The organism is Bradyrhizobium macuxiense (assembly GCF_007993935.1).
GTDB classification, from domain to species: Bacteria; Pseudomonadota; Alphaproteobacteria; order Rhizobiales; family Xanthobacteraceae; genus Bradyrhizobium; species Bradyrhizobium macuxiense_A.
In genome coordinates, this window is record NZ_VITY01000002.1 from 144,474 (window position 1) to 166,210 (window position 21,737).

The window sequence follows — 21,737 nt, forward strand, 5'->3', positions numbered from 1 at the left end:
GCCGGACTCACAAACCAAGATCCGTTCCGATTGCGTCGGAACGGACAAGATCGGCTTCACGTTCCGATCAGCGCCAGCGAAGCGGCCTGGTCCGGTCGTTCGATTCCACTGTCCGGTGCTCGAGATGATAGGGCGCGTAGATCTGCTTGACCCAATAATTGAAGTTCGGGTGCAGCTTCACGAAGTCGTAGAATGAATCGCCGAAATTGGACGGGCTCAGGCAGGTCTTGTTTTGCGGCCGCGACGAGATCGCATTCAGGCAATACGACACCATGCAAGCCTTCGTCTCGCTCTCCGCCACCTTGCTCAGACTTCGGAAGCTGTTGGTGGAGTGCAGCCGGTACAGATAGCGGTCGGCCTCGAGGTAAGCCGGCTCGACCTTGGTGACGGCGCGCAAGGCGAAGTCCCAGTCGTGGCAGTATTTCAGGTCGGCAAGCCAGCCCACCTGCCGCAGCAGTTCGCGGCTGAAGACGAAGTTTCCGGTCGACGCGGCAATCTGGGAATCCAGGAATGTCCACGACAGCGGCGCGCCGGCAATCTGCGCCCGGTCGATGGCATAACGCAGGCGCGTCGGAAACTGGTAGTTGCTGATCGACTTTCCATGCTCGTCGATCGGCTCGACGGCCGAGAAGCCGAAAAACAGCCGCTCGTCGCCATGCTTGTCCGCGAACAGCTGCACGCGGTCCCTGGAAAAGGCATCGTCCGAGTTCAAGAGGAAGATCATGTCGCCCTTCGTCAGCGACAATGCCCTGTTCCAGGTGTAATGGGCGCCAAGATTCTGGGGGTTCTTGAGCAGCTTGCAGGACACGAAGCGCTTTCCGAACGACCGCTTCTTGATGACCCGCTGCGCGACTTCAAAACTCCGGTCCGGCGAATTGTCGTCGACGATGACGAGCTCGATATCGGCAAACGTCTGCTGGTAGACGGTCTCGAGGCATTCCTCGAGATACTGCTCGTGCTTGTAGCACGCGATGACCACACTTGCGAGCATCGGCGGCGACCTCAACGTCTCACGATGATCGAATGGCGCGACCTCACCAGCGCGCTGGCGCCGTCGCCGACCTCCAGGACCGCGAGCTGATATTCGCCATCCGGCAAGTCTCGAATCGAGAACGACAGCTGGAAGCCGAAGTAGCAATCCTTGCTTTCGGCCTTCATGTATTCCTTGACGTCGACGCGCTCGTGCCAATCAACGATCAGACAATAGCCGCCGTTGATTGCGCCTTCCGCCGCAAGCCCCGACAGGACCAGGAATCCCGTTCGCTGCCTGCTTGCCTCGAAGGCGTTGCCCGCACAAATCCATCCCCGCACCAGGATCTCAAAGCGCGGATCAACGATCACCCGTTCGCCGGTCTGGGAATTGATGTTCTCGATGACCAGCAGCGAACCTGCCGGATTGTCCGACGCGCCGTCCGCCTCAACCGGAGTGCCGCTTCGCAGGCGCTGCACCCCCGAATGGGTGAGACCCGACCGGTGCAGGCTTGCGAGCACTTCGACATGCGTCGAGGCTTCCTTCACCGCCCACTCAAGCTCCTGCCTGCTCAGGCAATCCAGCAGATCCGGGCTGTTCCTGATCTGCGCCGATATAGGCTCAGCCGACGCGACCCTCCGCACAACCTCAAGAAAGGCGCGTCCATGGCGCGAATCCGGCTCGAGGTGAGCCCCCTCGGCCCATTCGTTCCAGGAATTGATGAACACCAGTGACTCGGAGAAGCTGTTGCCCTTGGCCCGTAGGGTGGCGTCGCGAAGCCAGACCTCGAACGCCTCCGGGCTGGACCTCGTGAAGACGTGACCGCGCGGTCCCTTGCGCGGCGTATTGTCCCAACGCGGCATGACAGCAGGAAAGAACGGGAAGTCGTAGGTCTTGCCGATCGACGATCGCATCGCGTCGACATAATCGTACACCTTCCCGGCGAAGGTCGCCGGAGCATCGACTTCGGTCGGCGGCACTTCCCGCGTCGAGACCGTGTGCGGCGGAAACTCGATGGCCGCATCACAATTGACGTCGCGCGGATCGAACTCGCCGAAGGTCATCGCATTGCAAATCAGAATCTCGCCAATTCCGAGCTCCCGGGCTCGCTCGCGCCAGATCTCGAACAGACGCTGCTTGTCCGGCAGCAATGACGGCCGGTAGATGACGATGACCTTTCGACCATCGACCGTGATGTAGCGCTCGTCGAGCAGCAGGTCGGCCATGTCGTCGATAAAGCGGACATCGTCGTCCAGCGAGTGATTTTGTCCGAGCAGCAGCTCGGCATCTGAGCCGTCCCACCGGCGGGACCAGTTCTCGTTGGCCCAGCAGATGCAGAAAGGCAGGTTGGGCTCGCCGTCCTCGAGCAAGAGCTGAAGCGGCTTTTCCAGCAACCTGCGCCCCTGGAACCAATACACGTAGTAGCAGAATCCATCGATGCCGTACTTGCGCGCGAGGTCGCCCTGCTGGCGGCGCGTCTCCGGCAGCCGGACGTCGTAGAATCCAAGATCGGCCGGCAGCCACGGCGATTCATGAGACGGAAACTGGGCGCGCATGCGCGCGACATTGGTCCACTCGGTGAACCCCGGTCCCCACCACCTGTCGTTTTCTTCAAATGAATGGAATTGCGGCAGGTAGAAACAAATATAGCGCACCTCCTTGGTGGAGGCGTCCGCCGGTCCCGCAACGCTTCGGTTGTCGACGCTGGGAAACAGCAGATCGTCGTAGTCTTCGAGCGAGAAGCCCAGCGCAACGACCACTTCGCTCGGCGTGAAGTTCTCGAACAGCGGGATCTCGTAATATTCCCCGTCGTTCAGGCTGATGCGCAGATAGATCTGCACATGCTTGGGCTCGACAAGCGTGTTTCTCAGGGCACGTGCCAGACGACGGCGCACGCCCGGCGTCGACAGATCGATCCGAAATCCGGGACGCCCGATCACGCTGCGCGGACCGATGCGGGCCGGCATGGATCGGCCGGTGCGCCCCTCTTCGACACAATGGGACGCGATGAACAGCGCTATCGAAACCGTTGCAGCGGGCGACTGGGCATCGACGATCCAGCCCGAGATTCCCCGCCCCGAATATTCGAGGATCGCGCCACGCAACCGCGATCCCGACTGGAGATCGCTGATATCGGGATCCAGGAACAGGCTCTGCGGATGGTCGTCCTGCTGAACCGGACTGGCAACGGGCAACATATCCTTCGTATCCCTGACGCTCCGTTCGACCATCTTGTTCATTGCCACTCGATCTCCTGCCAACGCTTAACGCCGGCTCCAGTTTCTTTCCCGGTCGCGCGGATGTTCGATCCCGGGATCACGCTGCCTGACACGCCCCTGATCATGACCTTTCGGTTCTTATCGATCATCTTCACACAACCAGAGGTGCAATGAGCATTTATTCCGCGAACCCACATTAACGCAATCTCTCTATCGTCGATATGAAAGCCATTGTTAGTTCTGCCTAGATTGTCACGCAGAGGTGCACGCTTCCGTGCCTTCGCGCCCAAAAACAAAGCCGTTCACCGTCTCTGCCGTTGCGCGCGTGCGACGAGATGTCCGCCTCCAGCAATCTCAGCCGACGCTCTCGCCCATCGCCTGCAGACGACGTAGCGCGCCTTCGTTGTTCTGCTGCGCCGCCTTTCGATACCAACGCAGCGCCTGGTCGCGGTCCTGCGCGACGCCGTTGCCGGCACGCAATGCGTCGCCGATGGCGAGCTGGGCTTCGACCATGCCCTGCTCCGCAGCTGCCGCGAACCATTCGGCCGCCTTCGCCGGATCAGCCTCGCGGCCCTGGCCGCGCCCGAGCATCACCGCAAGGTTGTACTGCGCCGTCGCGTGGCCCTGGCGCGCCGCGGCCTCGTACCACGTCACGCCCTGCGCAAGGTTCTGCTCGACGCCCTGCCCGGTGCAATACATAACGGCAAGCTTGAACTGTGCTGCGGCATTGCCGCCATCGGCGGCCTTGACGATCCAGCCGGCGGCAGCCTGCGGATCCTTGAGGCCGCTCTTCGGATCGGAATACAGCAGCGCCAAGGTGTGCTGCGCCTCGACATGGCCGGCGCTCGCCGCGCGCTTGATCCATTGCGCCGCCGCCGGAAGATCGACCGTGCCACCGGACCTTCCCATGTGAAGCCCGCCGAGTTGAAACGCCGCCGCGGAATGACCGGCCTCGGCGGCATCGGTCAGCAACGTGCGTGCCTGCGCAAGACGCGCTTCGGACGGCTCCTCCTGGATCAGAAACACGGCATAGGCGGTCTTCGCATCAGCGTCGCCGCCGTTGGCCGCCTTGCTGAGCCATTCCGCTGCGCGCACCTGATCGCGCGGCACGCCGTTGCCCGCCGAGTAGAGCCGCCCCAACTGCACGCCGGCGGCGCTGATGCCGCCCTCGGACGCGCGCTCGAACCACTTGATCGCGGTCGCGACATCGCGCGTCACGCCGTTGCCGTTGAGATAGAACACCGCGATGTTGTGGGCCGCAGTCGCGTGACCGCTCTCGGCCGCGCGCTCGAACCACTTTGCCGCCTGGCGGACGCTGGGCGGAACGCCGGTGCCGGTGGCATAGAAGCGTCCGGTAAAGAACTGCGCCTGCACGTCACCGCGCTCGGCCGCCTTCTCGTACCAATACGCCGCCTCGCGCAGATCCGGCTCGGCAGCCGTGCCGAGCGCATAGAACTCAGCCAGCGCCTGGATCGCCGGCAGGTAATCCTTGCGTGCCGCCTTGCGCAGGGCGGTCTCGGCCTTGTCGAGATCCTTGGCAACCCCTTTGCCGCTCAGCCGCAACAGCGCGATGTTGTACAGCGCGATGGCATCGTCATGCGCAGCCGCGCTCTGGAATAGTCGCGCGGCCTCCTCGACATTTGCGGGAAGCCCGGTGCCCTTGAGGCACATGAATGCAAGCGCGACCTGCGCGCGGACGTGGCCCTGCTCCGCCGCCTTGTGATACCAGATCGCGGCCTGCGCGAAGTCGACGGGAACGCCACGCCCCTGATAATGCACGTCGCCGAGCGCGAATTCGCCGGCCGCCGCCTTCTGCTCGGCCGCGGCCTCGTACCAGCGCAGGGCAACGGCATGATCCTTGGTGCAGCCATGTCCGTTGGCGTACATGTCGCCGAGGATTGCCTGCGCGTCCGCCTTGCCGGCCTCCGCCGCCACCGACATCCAGAGGAAGGCGGCGTCGAGGTCCCTGGCCACGCCGATTCCGTTCGGGAATACCAGATCGTGGAGATTGGTCGCCTTGTCGCCGAGGCGCGCCGCGGTGGATTGCCGCCACATCTCGGGCTTGTTCGGTCCGACGGACGCCTTGACCCCGTGGAAGTAGATCAAGCCGAGCTGGAATTGCGCTTCGGTATGTCCATTCAGGGCAGCGCGTTCATACCACGCGACCGCGTCCGGAATGTTGCCGATAACACCCTCGTTCCTCGCATAGAGCAGCCCGATCCGGTAATCCGCCTCCGGATTGCCGGCGCGCGACGCCAGCCTCCAGAAGCGCAACGCCTCCAGATACTGCCGGTTCTCGTAAGCCTCCAGTCCCCGTTCGAACTGCGTCGCTTCCGAACGGGACGACCCGGGCTTGAGCCGGTCGAGAAGGGTTCGCGTCAACACCGTCATGGCTCGCGCATTGCTTCTTTGGCGCTGCGCAGCATGCCGCCGAGCAGATACATCGCCACCGAACGGGTGCCGACATTGACATCGCCCTGCAGCGTCATGCCGGGGATGAGGCGAAAGTTCTTCGGAACATCCTTGAAGTTGGTCTCGTCGACCGAACATCGCGCCTTGTAGTAGGCATCGACGGGCTTTCCGTCATCATCGGTGGTGAAGGCGCCTTCGCTGATCCAGCGAATCTTGCCCTGCGCCGTGCCGTGCTCGGCCGCGTTGAATGCATCGATCTTCATCGTGCAGGGATCGTTCGGCCGGACGAAGCCGACGTCGCGGGACAGGATCTGGATCTCAGCCTCGAGCCGCGTCTTGAGCGGCATCAGCGTGATGAAGGGGTCGCCCGGCTTCAGCACCGATCCGACCGAGAGCTTGGCGAGGGTCAGCACGACCGAGGGTTCGGCTGCCGTCCAGCGGACGAGGTCCTGGTGCTTGATCGCCTTGTCATACTGTGAACGGGCCGTATCCAAATTATTGCGCGTCGTCACCAGATCCTGGCTCAGCTGCGCGTTCCACTGCTCGGTAAAGGCGTTGCGATCCGCCTTCAGCGACTCCAGCTGGTGTTGCGCTTCCAGCAGGGTGTTGTGCGTGTTGTCGATCTGACGCAGCAGTTCCAGCCGATTGTCCTGCGACAGATACAGGTTCAGCTTGGATCCGCTGCCGCTTTCGGCCAGCGTCGAGCGCATGTCCTCGATCTTTCCGGCGATATCGGCACGCTGGCTGTACCGCTCGTCGTCCTTCTTCGCCTTCTGGATCGTCGCTTCGGTCTGACTGATCTTGGAATCGTAGCTGTTCACCTGCGCGTGGTACTGCGCGACGCGTTGATCGTAGAGCGCCTTTTGCAGGGCGTTGTATCTGGTGGCATCCTGATCCGAGGATTGGCCGAACGACAACGGCTTTCCGGCGAGCTCGGCTTCGTCCCGGGCCACCTGTGCCTCAAGGCTCGCGATCTGCAGCTTGTATTGCGTGACGTCGGCCGCGGTGAAGGTCGAGTCCAGGGTCGCAAGCAGCTGCCCGGTGTCAACCTGCTGACCTTCCCGAACATCGATCGTCTTGATGATCGATGCGTCCAACGCCTGCAGCACGTTGATCTGATCGACCGGGACGATCCTGCCGCCCACGCTCGTGATCACCCGATCGACGCGCGTGAAGCACATGATCGCCACGACGGCTACCATGAACGCCGACAGGACGAACAGCGTCGCGCGGGCCAGCAAGGGCTCGGGCGCCTCGCGGATCGCATCGGTTTCGGACTGAAACTGGCGGACGGTCGCGAGCGAAGCTTGATTAGGAGACAAGGGTCGGGCTCCTGAAGTTCTTTTCGGTGCGGCCCGCCGGCACCAGATGCGTGTTCTGCTGGTACCAGAGCGAGCTATAGATGTCGTTTCGTTCCAGAAGCTCGTCGTGGCGGCCGATATCGTTGACCACGCCACGATTGAGCACGAGGATCGCGTCGGCCTTCGTCAGCGACGACAGGCGATGCGAGATGATGATCAGCGTGCGCCCCTGCGCGATCCGCGAAATGTTCGCGTTCACGATCGTCTCGCTCTCCGCATCGAGCGCGCTGGTCGCCTCGTCCAGGATCAGGATCGGCGGATTGACGATCAGTGCCCGCGCGATCGCGAGGCGCTGACGCTGGCCGCCGGAGAGATTGGTCGATCCCTCATAGATATAGGTCTCGTAGCCGCGCGGCAGCTTGTCGATGAACTCCTCGGCGCCGGCCAGTCGCGCGGCCCTGACGACATCGTCGAAGGTCGCGTCGGGCTTGGCGGCCGCAATATTCTCGCGGATCGTGCCGCTGAACAGAAAGTTCTCCTGCAGCACCACACCCACATTGCGCCGGAGATGGTCGACATCGTATTCGCGAACATCGACACCGTCGACCTTGATCAGACCACCGTAGTCGGAGTGCAGGCGCTGCAGCAGCCGCGTGATCGTGGTCTTGCCGGAGCCGCTCTTGCCCATCACGCCCAGCGTCGTGCCGAGCGGGATCTCGAAGGAGATATTGTTCAGCGCCGGCGACACCGCGCCCTTGTACTTGAACGTGACGCCGGAGAATTCGATATGCCCCTTCAGCGGGACCCGAACGCCATGGCCGGAACGTCCCTCCTCGGGCGGCTGATTGACCAGCCTGCCAACGATCGTGACCGCGGTGCGCGCCTCGTCATACTGGTTGATGAGCTGGGCCATCTGCATCAGCGGGCCGGCAACGCGTTGCGACAGCATCAGAAACGCGAACAGCGCTCCAACGTAGACTGGATCGCCGCTCGACACGGCGAGGTAGACACCGAACGCATAGGGAGCACTCACCGCCAGCCGTTCCAACGGCTTCACCACTGTCTGAATGGCGGTTCCGGTCAGGCCTTCCGCAAGGCGAGCCTTGGCGACGCGCGCCACAAGCACATCCCACATGTGGCGCTGCCGCGTGTCGAGCGCCAGCGACTTGATGGTCCGCATGCCGTTCAGGCTCTGGATCAGAAACGCTCCCTGCACGCCTTCAGCGGCCAGAGTCGCCGAGGATTTCTTCCGGTAGGCGGGCAGCATCAGGATCAGCCAGGTTACGATTATTCCGGCAAAGGCAAGAACCATCAGCGTCATGATCGGGCTGAAGAAGAACATGACGGGCAGGAAGAAGAACAGCGTCGTCGAATCGAGGATGGTCCCGAACAGCTGTCCGGTCAGAAAGCCGCGAATTCGGAACACTTCGCGAATATCCCGCGAAATCAAGCCGACCGGATTCTGCTCGAAGTAATCGATCGGCAGATTGAGCACCTTCTCGAACACGTAGGTCGACAGCTTGACGTCGAGCCGTGCCGTCAGGCGCTGGACCAGGTACTGCCGCAGGAACGTGAACGCCGCCTCGAACAGGATGAGCACGAACATCGCAATACACAGCACGTAGAACGTGTTGTAGGCCTTGTAGAAGATGACCTTGTCCGAGAGCAGCCGCCAGAACATGATCGGTCCGAGGCCCATGAAGCCCAGGATCAGCGCCGCGATCGCGACGTCACGCAGGATACGCCGTTCGCGGAACAACAATGCGGTAACGAAGCCGAAGCTGAACGGCTGGGTTTCGTCCGATATCTCGTAGTCGCGCTTGGCCATGACGACGTCGCCCGACCAGATGTCCTCGAAGCGCGGCTGATCGATCACGAGCAGCGCATCCTCGCTCGCGTTCGGATCCTGCAGGACCACCCGGGTGCTGTCTTCATCGCCCTCGAGGCGCAGCAGCACCATGTGGCTGCCGTCGCGCAGGCGGACGATCACCGGCAGCGCCCGCTTGAGGTGGCTCAGCCCCTTCCAGTCCAGCGTGACGGCCTTTGCCGTCATGCCCGAGGTATTCGCGCATTTCAGAAGCTCGGGGAGTGTGACCTCCTGGTCACCGAGGAGATTGTCCTGGATGAGCTGGGTCGGGGTCAGATGCAGACCGTGCTGTCTTGCCACGATGACCAGACACGCGAGGCCCGAGGGTGGCAGTCCCTCCACCGAAGGTGCGCCGACGAGCGAGAGGTGTTTGGTCATGGATGCCTCGAAGTTTCGACTGCGCAAGATCGGGTCGTTAGCGAGATATAACTTATCACTGTTAGTTCGCTAACGCAGCATTTTTGGCATGCGGTTCCGAAAAGATATATGTGTCGGAACAGGCAAGGAAGCCAGTTCCGACCCTTGCTGCCGTTGGTTTAACCACGGAACCTTATAACATTATTTAACATCGACAATCACGGGGCGGCCGTCACCGTCTCCCGGAAGTCGAAGCCGCAGGCCTCGAGCTGCGGCTGAATCCGCCTGTCCTCGGCCTCCGGCATGAGCGCCAGCGCGCAGACCTCGAAATTCGCGCTGCGAACGGAGACGGTCGAAAACCCGGCGCTGAGCAGCAGGGTTCCCATCCGGTCGCACGAAAAGCCGGTCTTGTGCGCCATATGATGGCGTCCCTGCTCGATCGCGCCGGAGTGCCCGTAGATCATATCGAGCGGCCGTATCGGACCCGCCGGCGAGACATAGGCGACCGCGCCGAGGCCCTGGGTCAGCATGTGCTGGGCCACCGCCTCCAGGTCGGGGGACATGATCAGCGCGAAGCCGTCCGGCTTGAGAACCTCGCGGAACTGGACGAATGTGGGGTGAATCTCATGGGCATAGAGATGTTCCATCAGATGCGAACACCAGATCGCGTCGAACGAGGCCGGCCGGCACAATTTGGCGAGATCGGTAATCGAGCCGACGATGTCCGGTTTCACGCTTCCGTCGACGTCGAGGCGAATCTCCTCCCAGTCATGCGATGACAACAGCGGCTGGATCCGCTTGGCAACCGTCGTTCCAGCGCCGGCATTCAGCATTTTTTTCTTGGCCAATTCGAGAGCTCCGCGGTTCGCACATGATGCGGCAGGTTTCTGCAGCGATCGTCCGTCTGATCCAAAGGGGTGGCGAGGCTGCAGGAAGCCATCACAACTCCTCGTATCAAGCGAGTTAAACGCCTTTACAAAAGCTACGTGGTCCGAATGTGACGAACTAACTTGTAACATTTTCCGGTTGAAGTGGAACTTGTGATGGAGACGGCCGCATGCGACGCGGACCGGCGACCAAGTTCCGGTCGTCACGTTCGCACGCAACACGGCTCAACGAGGGTTGAGGAGGATACCTTCGCCTGGCGCGGACCTCAGATCCTATAGCCTGGTCGAGTGACCATCGTTGAAGATCAGATATTCGATGTTGCTGATCTGGGTCACCTGGCCGTTGCTGAAGTTGACGTCCAGAGAACCATCCTTGCCGGCGGTGATGCCGGTCACGTCGGTCGAAGCGTGATCCAGGAAGGTCAGCGAGTCCTTGCTGCCGGCGCCACCGTCGACGGTGTCACTGCTGGTGGCATTGGACAGGTAGAAGTAGTCCTGACCGGATCCGCCAACCATCGAGGCCGTACCGCTGGCGGAACCGACGAACGACGAACCATCATTGCCGCCGATCAGCGTCTGCGTGCCCGAACCGGCGACCATCGTATCGTGGCCGGCGCCGCCATGCAGCGTGTCGTTGCCGGCACCGCCATAGAGCGAATCGTTGCCGTCCCCGCCGTCGAGCAAGGTCGCGTGCGACGCATCGCTGCCCGAGTAGAGCACGTCCTTGCCGCTGCCGCTGTACTCGGCAACAGTGCCGGTACCGCCGACCAGCAGGTCATTGCCGGCGCCGCCATACAGCGTGTCGGCGCCCGCACCGCCATAGAGCGAGTCGTTGCCGTCACCGCCGTCGAGCGAGGTCGCGTGCGACGCATCGCTGCCCGAATAGAGCACGTCCTTGCCGCTGCCGCCGTACTCGGCAACGGTGGCCTTGCCGCCGACCAGCAGGTCGTTGCCGGCCCCGCCGTACATCGTGTCGGTACCCCCACCGCCATACAGCGAGTCGTTGCCGGCGCCGCCATCCAGGATCGTGCCGTGCGACGCATCCGAGTGCGAGTAGATCGCATCGTTGCCGCTGCCGCCATATTCCCCAACGGTCCCGGCTGCGCCGATCAGCAGATCATTGCCGGCCCCGCCGTCCAGCGTGTCGGAGCCGATATCGGCGGGGTTAAAGCCAGCACCGGCAACCAGCGTGTCGTTGCCCTCGCCGCCATCGAGCAAGGTCCCGAACGTCGCGCCGGAGCCGGAATAGAGAATGTCGTTACCGCTGCCACCGTACTCCGCAACGGTCCTGATGCCGCCATTCATGAAGTCGTCGCCGGCGCCGCCATACAGCGTGTCGGCGGCGGCACTCGCACCGCCGTACAGCGTGTCGTTGCCGTCACCGCCCGACAGCATCGAGCCTTGATTCGCAAACAGGTCCGCGTAAAGCACGTCGTTGCCGGCGCCGCCGTAGAGCTGACAGCTGTATACGCCGGCAACGAGCGTGTCATTGCCCGAGCCGCCGTCGAGGATCTCGTTGCCGTAACCCGCGCTCAACCAGTCGTCGCCGGCGCCGCCATACAGGCGATCATTGTTCCAGCCACCGAACAGCAGGTCGTTGCCGCTGCCGCCGTCCAGCGTGTTGATCCGGTCCGGTGAGTCCGGCGAGCTGCCGGACAGCAGAGTATCGTTGCCGCTACCACCATGCAGGTCCGACCAGCTGCTGCCCCAAAGCCAGTCGTTGCCGGCGCCGCCGTAGATCTGGCTGTGACCCACGCCGCCGCCGTACACCGTGTCGTTGCCTGCGCCGGCAAGAACCGTCGTGCCGCGGTTGTTGTTGATGGTGATCTCGTCGTTGCCGTCGCTGGTCGCGACGATCACCGGAGCGGCGCCGTTCACCGTCAGCGTCACGTCGCTCTTGGTGGCTTCGATGATTGCCTTCAGCTTGGCGTCAAGCTTGATCGTATTGTTGGCGTTGGTTTCGATCAGAACGTTGGCGTCGGGATCCGGGTTGCTGATCCCGGCCCCCTCCTGCACCGGGATCGTCGCGCCGTCATCCGGGCTGGTGTAACCGATCCCCGCGCTGATCAGATAGTCGAGAATCTGTTGCCGGCTTGCGTGATCGATCGCGGAGCTGATCGCGGCCTTGAGCTGCGTCTGGTTCAGGTTCTGCGTCACCATCGATATAGCCTCTGCTTGAACGCGCTACATAATCGCTAAGCAAATACTCAAACTATCCCGATGACTGACAATTGGAGCAGGCTGCAATACTGCAAGCCTATCAGACAACATTTGATATCACCACCTGCAATCGCAAAAAGCGCGGCCTCAACCTGGGTTGAGGCGGCGCCTTCGCTCAGTGAAGAGCTGGTCGTGCAGATCCGGGATCCTACAGCCTGATCGATTGACCGTCGTTGAAGATCAGGTACTCGATGTTGGTGACGTGGGTCACCTGACCGTTGCTGAAGCTGACCTCCAGAAAACCATTGTTGCCGGCGCTGATACCGGTCAGATCGGCCGAGGCGTGATCCAGGAAGGTCAGCGAATCCTTGTTGCCGCCACGGCCGTCGATCGTGTCACTGCTGTGCGGATTGGACAGGTAGAAGTAGTCCTGACCGCCGCCGCCAACCATCGTGGCCGTACCAGTGGCGGAGCCGATGAACGACGACCCGTCATTGCCTTCGCTCATCAGCCACTGGTGGCCCGAACCGGCGATCAGCGTATCGTTACCGGCGCCGCCATACAGCGAGTCGTTGCCGGCGCCGCCATAGAGCACGTCGTTGCCGTCACCGCCAACAAGCCAGCTCGCGCGCGACGCCTCGCTGCCCGAGTAGAGCACGTCGTTGCCGCTGCCGCCGTACTCGTCACGGGTCCCCTTGCCGCCGATCAGCGTGTCGTTACCGGCGCCGCCTTGCAGCGTGTCGTTGCCGGCGCCGCCATGGAGCACGTCATTGCCGTCACCGCCATCAAGCATGGTCCGGTGGACCGCATCGCTGCCCGAGTAGAGCACGTCGTCGCCGGCGCGGCCGTACAGCGTGTCGTTGCCAGCGCCGCCAACCAGCATGTCGTTGCCGGTACCGCCATCCAGAATGTCGGTACCCGCTCCGCCGTAGAGCGAGTCGTTGCCGTCATCGCCAGAGAGGTACGAGCCGCCCCCCGCAGTGCTGCCCGAGTAGAGCATGTCGTTGTCGCTGCCGCCGTATTCGGAACCGGTCTCGGCGGCGCCAACCAGCACGTCGTTGCCGGCGTCGCCATGCAGCGTTTCGCTACCAGCAAAGACACCACCAACCAGCGTGTCGTCGCCCGCACCGCCTTCGAGCACGACCCCCAACAAGTCACGCGCGTTTGAATAGAGAATGTCGTTCCCGCTGCCACCGTACTCCGCAACAGTGCCGGCGCTGCCAACCAGCAGGTCGTTGCCGTCGCCGCCATCCATCGTGTTGGCAAGGGCACTCGCAGCGCCATACAGCGTGTCGTTGCCGTCGCCGCCCGACAGCATCATCATCGAGCCTGGACGCACCCACTCACCCGCGTAGAGCACGTCGTCGCCGGCGCCGCCGTCGAGCTCGCCGCCGAAGCCCCCAACGCCGAGCAAGTATTGGCCTCCGACGAGGGTGTCATTGCCCGGGCCGCCGTCGAGAACCTCGTAGCTAAGACCCGGACCCGCGCTCAACCAGTCGTCACCGGCGCCGCCATACAGGCTATCCTCGCCCCAACCACCAACCAGCGTGTCGTTTCCGGTACCGCCGTAAAGCGTGCTGGGTTTGCCGCCCTCCACGCTGCCCGACACCAGCACGTCGTCGCCGCTATCGCCATACAGTTCCGACGGGCCACCACCGACCACCGTATCGTTGCCGGCGCCGGCAAAAACCGTCGCATCGCCGATAAAATCCGTACCCCTGCTGCTCATAAAGGAGACATAGTCGTTTCCGGCGCCGGTCGCGACCAGCACCGGGCCGCTGCCGATCACCGACAGCGTCACGTCGCTATTGGTGGCTTCGATGATCGCCTTCAGATTGGCGTCGAGATAAACCGTATTGTCGGGATTGATTTCGATCAGAACATTGGCGTCCGGATCCGGGTTGCTGATGGCAGCCCCCTGCTGGACCGGGATCGTCGCACCGTCATCCGGGCTGGTGTAACCGATCCCCGCGCCAATCAGATAATCCAGAATCTGCTGCCGGGTCGCTTGATCGATGGTGGAGCTGATCGCCGCTTCGAGGTCGGTCTGGTTCAGATGGGAAGTCGCCATCGACGTAGTCCTGGTTGGAATACAAGGATTCAAGCCATTCGTTAGCTCTCTCGAAAACTCACGTGAGAGCAGCCCGTCGCACTACTCAAGGTTATCATATCAGAGCGCCACATGCCGCCCCAAAAAAGCGCCGCCTCAACCAGGGTTGAGGCGGCGCCTTCGCTCAGTGAAGAGCTAGTCGTGCAGACCTGGGATCTTACAGCTTGGTCGAGTGACCATCGTTGAAGATCAGGTATTCGATGTTGCTGATCTGGGTCGTCTGGCCGTTGCTGAAGTTGACGTCCAGAGAACCGTCCTTGCCGGCGGTGATGCCGGTCACGTCGGTCGAAGAGTGATCCAGGAAGGTCAGGGAGTCCTTGTTGCCGGCACCACCGTCAATGGTGTCGCTGCTGTGGAGGTTGGACAGGTAGAAGTAATCCTGGCCAGAGCCGCCCACCATCGAGGCCGTACCGGTGGCGGAGCCGACGAACGAGTCCTTGCCGTCGCCGCCGATCAGCGTCTGGTTGCCCGAACCGGCGACCAGCGTATCGTTGCCGGAGCCGCCATAGAGCGTGTCGTTGCCGGCACCGCCGTAGAGCGAGTCATTGCCGTCACCGCCATAGAGCGAGGTCGCATGCGACGCATCGCTACCCGAGTAGAGCACGTCCTTGCCGGCGCCGCCGTACTCGGCAACAGTGCCGGTACCGCCGACCAGCAGGTCGTTGCCGGCGCCGCCATACAGCGTGTCCGCACCCGCACCGCCATACAGCGAGTCGTTGCCCGCGCCGCCGTCGAGCCTCGAGCCGTGCGAGGCATCCGAGTTCGAGTAGAGCGCGTCGTTGCCGGCACCGCCACTGAGCAGGTTGTTGCCCGTACCGCCAACCAACACGTCGTTGCCGCGACCGCCCGCCAGATCAGACGAGGTACCGCCGTAAAGCGTGTCGTTGCCGGAGCCGCCGAGCAGCGTGTCGGAGCCGGTGCCGACCAGCAGATCGTTGCCAGAGCCGCCATCCAGCGTGCTGTGACCGGAAGCATTGTCGATCAGCACGTCGTTGCCGGCGCCGCCGCTGAGCGAGTCGTGACCCGCACCACCGAAGATCGTGTCATTGCCGGCGCCGGCGAGAACCGTCGTATCACCGGTGTTGTTGATGAAGACCTGATCGTTGCCGGAGCCGGTCGCGACGAGCACCGGGGTGCTGCCGTTGACCGACAGCGTCACGTCGCTGTTGGTGGCCTCGATGATGGCCTTCAGGTTGGCGTCTGTGTTGACGGTGTTATTGGCGTTGGTTTCGATAAGAACATTGGCCGACGGATCCGGGTTGGAGATGCCCGCACCCACCTGCACCGGGACGGCCGTTCCGTCATCCGGGTTGGTGTAGCCGATGCCCGAGTTGATCAGATAGTTGAAGATCTGTTGCTGGGTCGCGTGATCGATCGTGGAGTTGATCGCGTGTTTGAGGTCAGTCTGGTCGAGATTGTAAGTCGCCATCGATGTAGCCCCTGCTTTGGGATACGAGGATTCAAGCCGCTCGTCCGCACCTAAGCTGTTGAATCACAACTGGTTTGTTGCGACGCAGCTCAAATGTGGACATACGTTACGAACTTGTTAAGTCCATTGTTAAGTCCGCAATGCCGGAGTGTCAATCAGCAATGCGCCATTAACGACTGGTTCCATCTGATTTATGTGAGACTTAGCACCACTTCGCACCTGCGCTAACATTCAGCGCAGGCAAATCTCAAATGTTAGCCGCGACGCAAAAAAGGGTAGTGATTATACGGGGTTTCATCGGCCCTCGGGATCGCGCAAAAGCCCGGAATTTCACTGATGTTGTGCGTGCTTCGAAGCGATTTTCTGCTCTGAAAAAATATTTCTGCGCCGCATGAGAGCTTTTGCAAAAAAGCGTCAAACTTCACAACCGGCCGGCGGTCTGACCTGTGTTATGGCTGGTTCCGGTTGCAGACCAGAGCTCCGGGCGAGCAAAAATCGGGGAATCGATCGCAGAATCGGGAGCAATCCGACCACCTTGTCGAAGCCGCCGGCGTCAGAGCAAGCGCCCGACATAACAAATTAACATCAGATTTGCCGCGCCCCGTTAGGGACGACGACGCAGGAACCGCGCAGGACGGCGCCCGACCCGGCGGAGCAACCGCCTGCATCGCTCATTCAGCCGCGGCGCGCGCGTAGATGGCCTCGAGCAGCCGGAGATTCTCATCCGGCGCGTAGCGCGCGAGATAGACGGCCCGCGCGGCCTGCCCCCATGCCGCGGCGCGATCAGGGACGGCCAGAAGGTCAGTAATCCGGTTTCTCAGCGCGGCCGCGTCGCCCGCCGGCGCCAGCGCGCCGGTCTTGCCGGCGCTCACCACCTCGGCAAGCCCGCCGATCTCGGATGCGATCACCGGCGTGCCCCGTGCGAAGGCCTCGACCACCACCATGGGAAATCCCTCGTACCATAGCGACGGCACGACCAATGCCTGGGCGTTGGCCATTTCCCGAAGCACCTCCGCGCGCGAGCGCGCGCCGAGGAAACTGACATGACCGGGCGCGCGGGCCTCGAGCGCGGCGCGTTCCGGCCCCTCGCCCACGATCCGCAAGGGCACATCGGTCCCCGCAACGGCGTCGAGCAGCACGCCGACGCCCTTCTCGCGGCTCAGCCGCCCGACATAGAGCAGCCCGGCGCGCGGCGTGGCCGGATCAGGCGCTCCCGGATCGGCCATGAAGTTCGGCTTCACATCGATCCGGCCTGCGTCGAAGCCTGCTTGCGCGAACAGGGTGCGGGCAAACTGCGTCAGCGCGATCAGGCGCAGGCCGGGATGGGTCCAGGTGCCGCGGCGCTGATGCTGCGCGATCATGTAGGCCGAGGCCAGCGAGCCCGGCAACGATCCGCGGTAGCAGCGATGGGCGACGCCCCAGAGATGACCGCGGTCGAGGCACTTGTGGCAGATGCGGCCATCGCGCAGCAGCATGCCGCCGGTGCAGATGGTGCGATAATTGTGCAGCGTCACCACCGCAGGCACGCGCCTTTGCCGGCAGACGTCGAACACGGCGGGCGACAGCAGCGGGAAAAAATTGTGAACGTGCACGATGTCGGGGCGGAAGCGCTCGATGGCCTCCGCCATGGCCTGTTTTCCCCGCATATTGTCGGCGATCGACAGCGTCGTCGCAATCCGCGCGGCGAGCGAGTTGATCGCTTCGTTGCTGACCGTGAGGGTTTCAACGCTGTGTCCTGCGCCGCGCAGCAGGTCGACTTCCGCTTCGAACACGACGTCCTCGCCGCCGCGTCCCTGATACCTGTTGTGCGCGACCAGAATCTTCATGACCGGCGCGCCGGATCGGGAACCCAGCGCAGCTCGGTCACCAGATCTTGGCCGGTAGCGAGCGTACCGGAGCCGATCAGCGTCGTCGCCGGCACCTTGAGATCGAAGGACGGCGAATACCAGCCGGCCGGCATGGCCTCGTCACCGCGATACGATGTCCAGCCGAGCCCCTCCGGCAGATCGAGCTCGCCGCGTCCGCCGGGCCATGCGAGCAGCGCCCTGTGCCCATCGAGCCTGCATTCCACATCAGGACCGAGATGCCAGCTGAGGCTCGCCGGCACCGCAGGCCCTTCATCGGCAAGCACAATATCCGTGACGACGAGCCGCATCGCCTGACGCTGCAATCGCACCGAGCGCCGATGCACGAGACCGGCCTCGTCCTGATATCCCGAATGCTCCGCGACCCAGCTTGCGTCCGCATCACGATCATCCAGGCCGCTTGAGGCGACCAGCCGGCTCTGCGCATGCCGCGTCCAGAGGAACGGTCCGCCGGACGCCGACTGGTCGCGCGCCAACAGGCAGAGTGTGTTGTGCGCCAGCGTGGAGCGGAAGTAGGCGCGCCAGCGCGGATCGCCGTGGTAGCAATAGGTGCCGGGGTCGGCGAAGATCTCGACCCCACCGATCCTGCATTCAAGCGACAGCGCATCCGCATGGGCATGCGCCGCAATGCGACCGAAGCCATGCGGACCGTGATCGCAGCGGCACCACACCGCCCTGTCGGCATCGACCAGAAACGTCTGCCCCGCCGCATCGAGCAAATGCGGGCGGCGCGCAGGCCGCGCTGCGATCGCACGCGCGTTGACGCCGTCGGTCAGAAGGAACGTGCGCAGATCGGGCTCCGGCAGATCGGGCCACCATGGCAGAGCGCCGAACAGGCGCGCGCCGGTGGCGAGCAGCCCGAGCCAGCGATTGCCGGCGTGATCGTCGAGCAACAGGCCGATGCCGTCGTCGCCATCGCCCTGCCGCGGCGGGTGCGCGCGATCGTCCAGCATCGCGGCAATGACGTCGCTCATGCGGCACATCGTGGTCCAGACCGCATCGTCGAGCGGATGTCCCGACGATTCGCCCTGCACCGCCGCGGCAAACAGCAGCTCGAGGACAAAGCCGTGATAGTCGGTCGCAAGCTCTCCATTGCTGCCGCAGCCAAGCGTTTGCGCAACGGCTTCGTATGCCAGCGTGCCGGCGGATTGCTCGCGCCATCGCGCGCTGTCGCGGAAGAACGGAAACACGCAGGCCGCCACGAACTGTCCGGCCGCCTCCGCGATCACGTGATTGTTGGCGGAGGAGCCACGGCTCGGGAACTGCGACAACCAGAATTGATGCGCGTAGAGCTGTGTCACGAACAGGTCGTTGTCCTCGAACAACGCGGGGGCGCCGGGCCAGTTCTGCAGCAGCTGGCGCACCCAGGCCCACGAGATCAGCCGCACGCCAAGCTCGATGCCGCTGATCCAGTGCGGGCCGCGCGGGAACGGATTTTCGCGCCACCAGCTTGTGAGATGCTCGGCCACGCGCCCGGCATAGCGCTCGTCCGAGGTCAGGTAATACGCTGATGCCAGCACCGTAAGATGATGGTGACGCGACGGCTCCCAGATGTATTTGATGTTTCCGACCGCAGCCTCGTCGCGATAGGGAACCGCAAACGCATACATATCCGCGGGCGCCCGCTTGCCGCTGCGGACATCGACGAACCAGTCGGGCGTTTCGCCGAGCGCACCATGATCCCTGGCAAAGATCCGCCAATGGCCGGCGAGAATCCGCTCCGCGCTCTGGATCAGCCGCTGGGCAGCTTGCCGCGGCGCGTCCACCGGCGACGGCAACGGCTTCAGCCGCGGCCGCCGAGGGCCCGGCGCGAGCCTGGCGCCGGCATGTCGCGCGATGTCGGGCGGCGTGATGCGCCAGAGCAGACGCAGCACCTGATCGTTCACCCGTCCGGCAAGCTCGGACGGCTCCATGCGCTGCAGCCGGCGCAAATACCAGGCCGGATTCATCTCAACGCGGTCGAGGCGCGCGCTGCGCCCTTCCCTGTCGCGCCGATCGTCAGATCGACCGGCATCCCCGCAGCCGCACTCTCCTGCACTACGAGCGTTGCGCGGGTGGTCGCAATCAGCGAATCCAGCGCGATCGGCATCGCGGCCCCCGATGCCACCGCCGTGACGAAGGCATCCAGCATCGGCCGCTGCCCCTTGTCGAGCCGCGCGGTCTTCGCCGTGCGTTGTCCGGCGTGCCAAACCTCGAAGCCCGAGAAATTGTCGAAGACGGCAAAGCCCGTGCTTGCCGAGATTTCGAGCGCCTCCTTCGGCACCCGCGCATCGCCGCCGGTGAGATAGCTGAGGCTCGCGACCGACCCGTCGGCAAAGTCGAAGGTGGCGACGAGATTGTCGACATCCTTGCCCGCCGTACTTGCAGAGACGCGCACCGGCCCGGCGCCGAGCCACCACGACAGCACGTCGATGAAATGCCCGCCTTCGCCGACGAAGCGGCTGCCTTCGCTCTCGGCCTGCAGATACCAGGATGATTTCTCCAGCGGGCCGGCGATGACGCGATATTGCAGGGTCTGCGGCCCTGTCGGCGCGAACGCCGCACGCATGCCCAACAGCAGCGGCGAGAAGCGGCGGTTGAAGCCGACCATCAGCCGGTCGTTGCCGGTCTCGCGGACCACCTGCTCCAATTGATCGAGTGCATCGGTGTCGATCGCCAGCGGCTTTTCGACGAACACCGCCTTGCCGGCGCGCAACGCTCGGATCGCGAGGCCGGCATGGGAGGCGTGACGCGTCGCGATCAGCACGGCATCAATGTCGTCGGCCTCGAGCACCGAGCCCGCATCCGTCGAGGCCCGCGCAAAGCCGAACTTGCGCACCGCGGTGGCGCCGCTGAGGCCGGTGTTGGTAGCGACTTCGACGAGATCGGCGCGCGCGTGATTGGCAAGCTGTGGCAACAACATGCTGGAGGCATAATTGCCCGCGCCGATGACGCCGAGCCGCACCCGGCCGCCGCGCAGGGCAACGGCCGGACGATAGATCATCTGGATCGCGCGCGGAGCCGCGTCCGGATAGGCGAACACCATGCCGAGGCCGACCTCGCCCCGGCTCATGCGCTCGAACGCCGACGTCGCCTGCTCCAGCGGCACGGCTTCGGAAATCAGCGACGAAAAGTCGAGCCGTCCATCGGCAAGCAGCGCGACGATCGCCTCCATGTTGCGCTTCTCGGTCCAGCGCACATGGCCGATCGGATAGTCGATGCCGCCCTCCTCGTAGAGCGGATCGTAGCGGCCAGGGCCGTAGGAGCGCGAGAAGCGAACGTCGAGCTCCTTGTCGTAGAACTCGTTCCACGGCAGGTTCAGCGTGCATTTGCCGATATCGACGATGCGGCCGCGGTCGCGCAGCAGTGCTGCCGAACGCGAGGCGAGATCGGGATCGTCGCTGCCCGCCGTGATGAACACGCAGTCGATACCGTTTCCTGCCGTCAGCTGATCGATCCGCGCGCGAAAGGAGGCCGCGGCATCGTCAGATGCGACCGCGCAGATCGCGGCGCCCGCAGCCTCGGCCTGACGACAGCGCGCCTCGAGCCGGTCGAGCCCGGTGACCACGACACCGGCGCTGCGCAGCAGGCGCACCATGATTTGCCCGATCAGGCCGAGGCCGATCACGCAGGCGGTCTCGCCGAAACGAATCTCGGACTGGCGCATCGCCTGCAGCGCGATCGAGGCGATCGTGGCGAATGCGGCCTGGTCGAGCGCGGCACTGTCCGGCAGCGGCACGCAGAGGTTCACCGGCACCCAATTATATTCAGCATGGGTTGCATATTGATTGCCGCCGCAGCACACCCGCTGCCCGACCGAAAAGCCGCCGACGCCCTCGCCGACCTCCACGACGGTGCCCGACAGCGAATAACCGAGCGGCGTGTAGGAATCGAGGCGGTTCATCACCTTCTGATAGGTCGCAACCAGTCCCTGCTGGCGGACCGAGCGCATCACCTTGGCCACCTGGTCGGGGCGCGCACGCGCCTTGCCGAGCAGCGACAGGCGGCCTTCGGTGAACTTCATCATCTCGGTGCCGGTCGATACCGCCGAGAACGCCGTGCGCACCAGGACCCCGCCGGGGCGGCAGCGCGGCGCCGGCACGTCGATCAGCTTGAGCTCGCCGCTCTTATAGTTCTGCGCGATCTGCTTCACAGTCGGTCAATCGCCTCAAGTTAACAGC

The 21,737-nt window shown here is 63.6% G+C and carries 12 protein-coding genes; all 12 read right to left on the bottom strand.

Features of this window, described 5'->3' with window-relative positions; translation table 11 throughout:
• Positions 1-67: 67 nt before the first annotated feature.
• The 12 genes from FBZ93_RS04900 to FBZ93_RS04965 all read right to left on the bottom strand — a co-directional run bounded on the left by FBZ93_RS04900 (position 68) and on the right by FBZ93_RS04965 (position 21,709).
• Positions 68-991: a glycosyltransferase family 2 protein gene (locus FBZ93_RS04900; protein WP_146984852.1), complete on the bottom strand. Its 924-nt coding sequence runs from the start codon at positions 989-991 to the stop codon at positions 68-70.
• Positions 992-1,002: 11 nt separating this feature from the next.
• Positions 1,003-3,210, bottom strand: a complete 2,208-nt coding sequence (locus FBZ93_RS04905) for a glycosyltransferase WbsX family protein (RefSeq protein ID WP_146984853.1) — start codon at positions 3,208-3,210, stop codon at positions 1,003-1,005.
• 333 nt (positions 3,211-3,543) lie between these two features.
• The gene (locus FBZ93_RS04910; RefSeq protein WP_146984854.1) at positions 3,544-5,580 is read right to left on the bottom strand and encodes a tetratricopeptide repeat protein; all 2,037 of its coding nucleotides are present in this window, start codon (positions 5,578-5,580) and stop codon (positions 3,544-3,546) included.
• Positions 5,577-6,923: an HlyD family type I secretion periplasmic adaptor subunit gene (locus tag FBZ93_RS04915; RefSeq protein WP_146984855.1), complete on the bottom strand. Its 1,347-nt coding sequence runs from the start codon at positions 6,921-6,923 to the stop codon at positions 5,577-5,579. Before FBZ93_RS04915 ends, FBZ93_RS04910 begins: the two co-directional genes overlap by 4 nt.
• Positions 6,913-9,147, bottom strand: coding sequence for a peptidase domain-containing ABC transporter (locus FBZ93_RS04920; RefSeq protein ID WP_146984856.1), 2,235 nt, complete (start codon positions 9,145-9,147; stop codon positions 6,913-6,915). The genes FBZ93_RS04915 and FBZ93_RS04920 overlap by 11 nt, the downstream gene beginning before the upstream one ends.
• 197 nt (positions 9,148-9,344) lie before the next feature.
• Positions 9,345-9,959: a class I SAM-dependent methyltransferase gene (locus tag FBZ93_RS04925; RefSeq protein ID WP_146985352.1), complete on the bottom strand. Its 615-nt coding sequence runs from the start codon at positions 9,957-9,959 to the stop codon at positions 9,345-9,347.
• Positions 9,960-10,286: 327 nt separating this feature from the next.
• Complete coding sequence (locus FBZ93_RS40480; RefSeq protein WP_167528928.1) at positions 10,287-12,173, bottom strand: calcium-binding protein; 1,887 nt, start codon at positions 12,171-12,173, stop codon at positions 10,287-10,289.
• Positions 12,174-12,381: 208 nt separating this feature from the next.
• Positions 12,382-14,244: a calcium-binding protein gene (locus FBZ93_RS41700; protein ID WP_146984857.1), complete on the bottom strand. Its 1,863-nt coding sequence runs from the start codon at positions 14,242-14,244 to the stop codon at positions 12,382-12,384.
• A 196-nt stretch (positions 14,245-14,440) separates the two neighbouring features.
• Positions 14,441-15,712, bottom strand: coding sequence for a calcium-binding protein (locus FBZ93_RS04950; RefSeq protein ID WP_146984858.1), 1,272 nt, complete (start codon positions 15,710-15,712; stop codon positions 14,441-14,443).
• Between the two features lie 671 nt (positions 15,713-16,383).
• A complete protein-coding gene (locus FBZ93_RS04955; protein ID WP_146984859.1) occupies positions 16,384-17,538 on the bottom strand; it encodes a glycosyltransferase in 1,155 nt (384 codons plus the stop codon).
• The gene (locus FBZ93_RS04960) at positions 17,535-19,526 is read right to left on the bottom strand and encodes a heparinase II/III family protein (RefSeq protein ID WP_146984860.1); all 1,992 of its coding nucleotides are present in this window, start codon (positions 19,524-19,526) and stop codon (positions 17,535-17,537) included. Before FBZ93_RS04960 ends, FBZ93_RS04955 begins: the two co-directional genes overlap by 4 nt.
• Positions 19,523-21,709: a bi-domain-containing oxidoreductase gene (locus tag FBZ93_RS04965; protein ID WP_146984861.1), complete on the bottom strand. Its 2,187-nt coding sequence runs from the start codon at positions 21,707-21,709 to the stop codon at positions 19,523-19,525. Before FBZ93_RS04965 ends, FBZ93_RS04960 begins: the two co-directional genes overlap by 4 nt.
• Between the last annotated feature and the right edge of the window lie 28 nt (positions 21,710-21,737).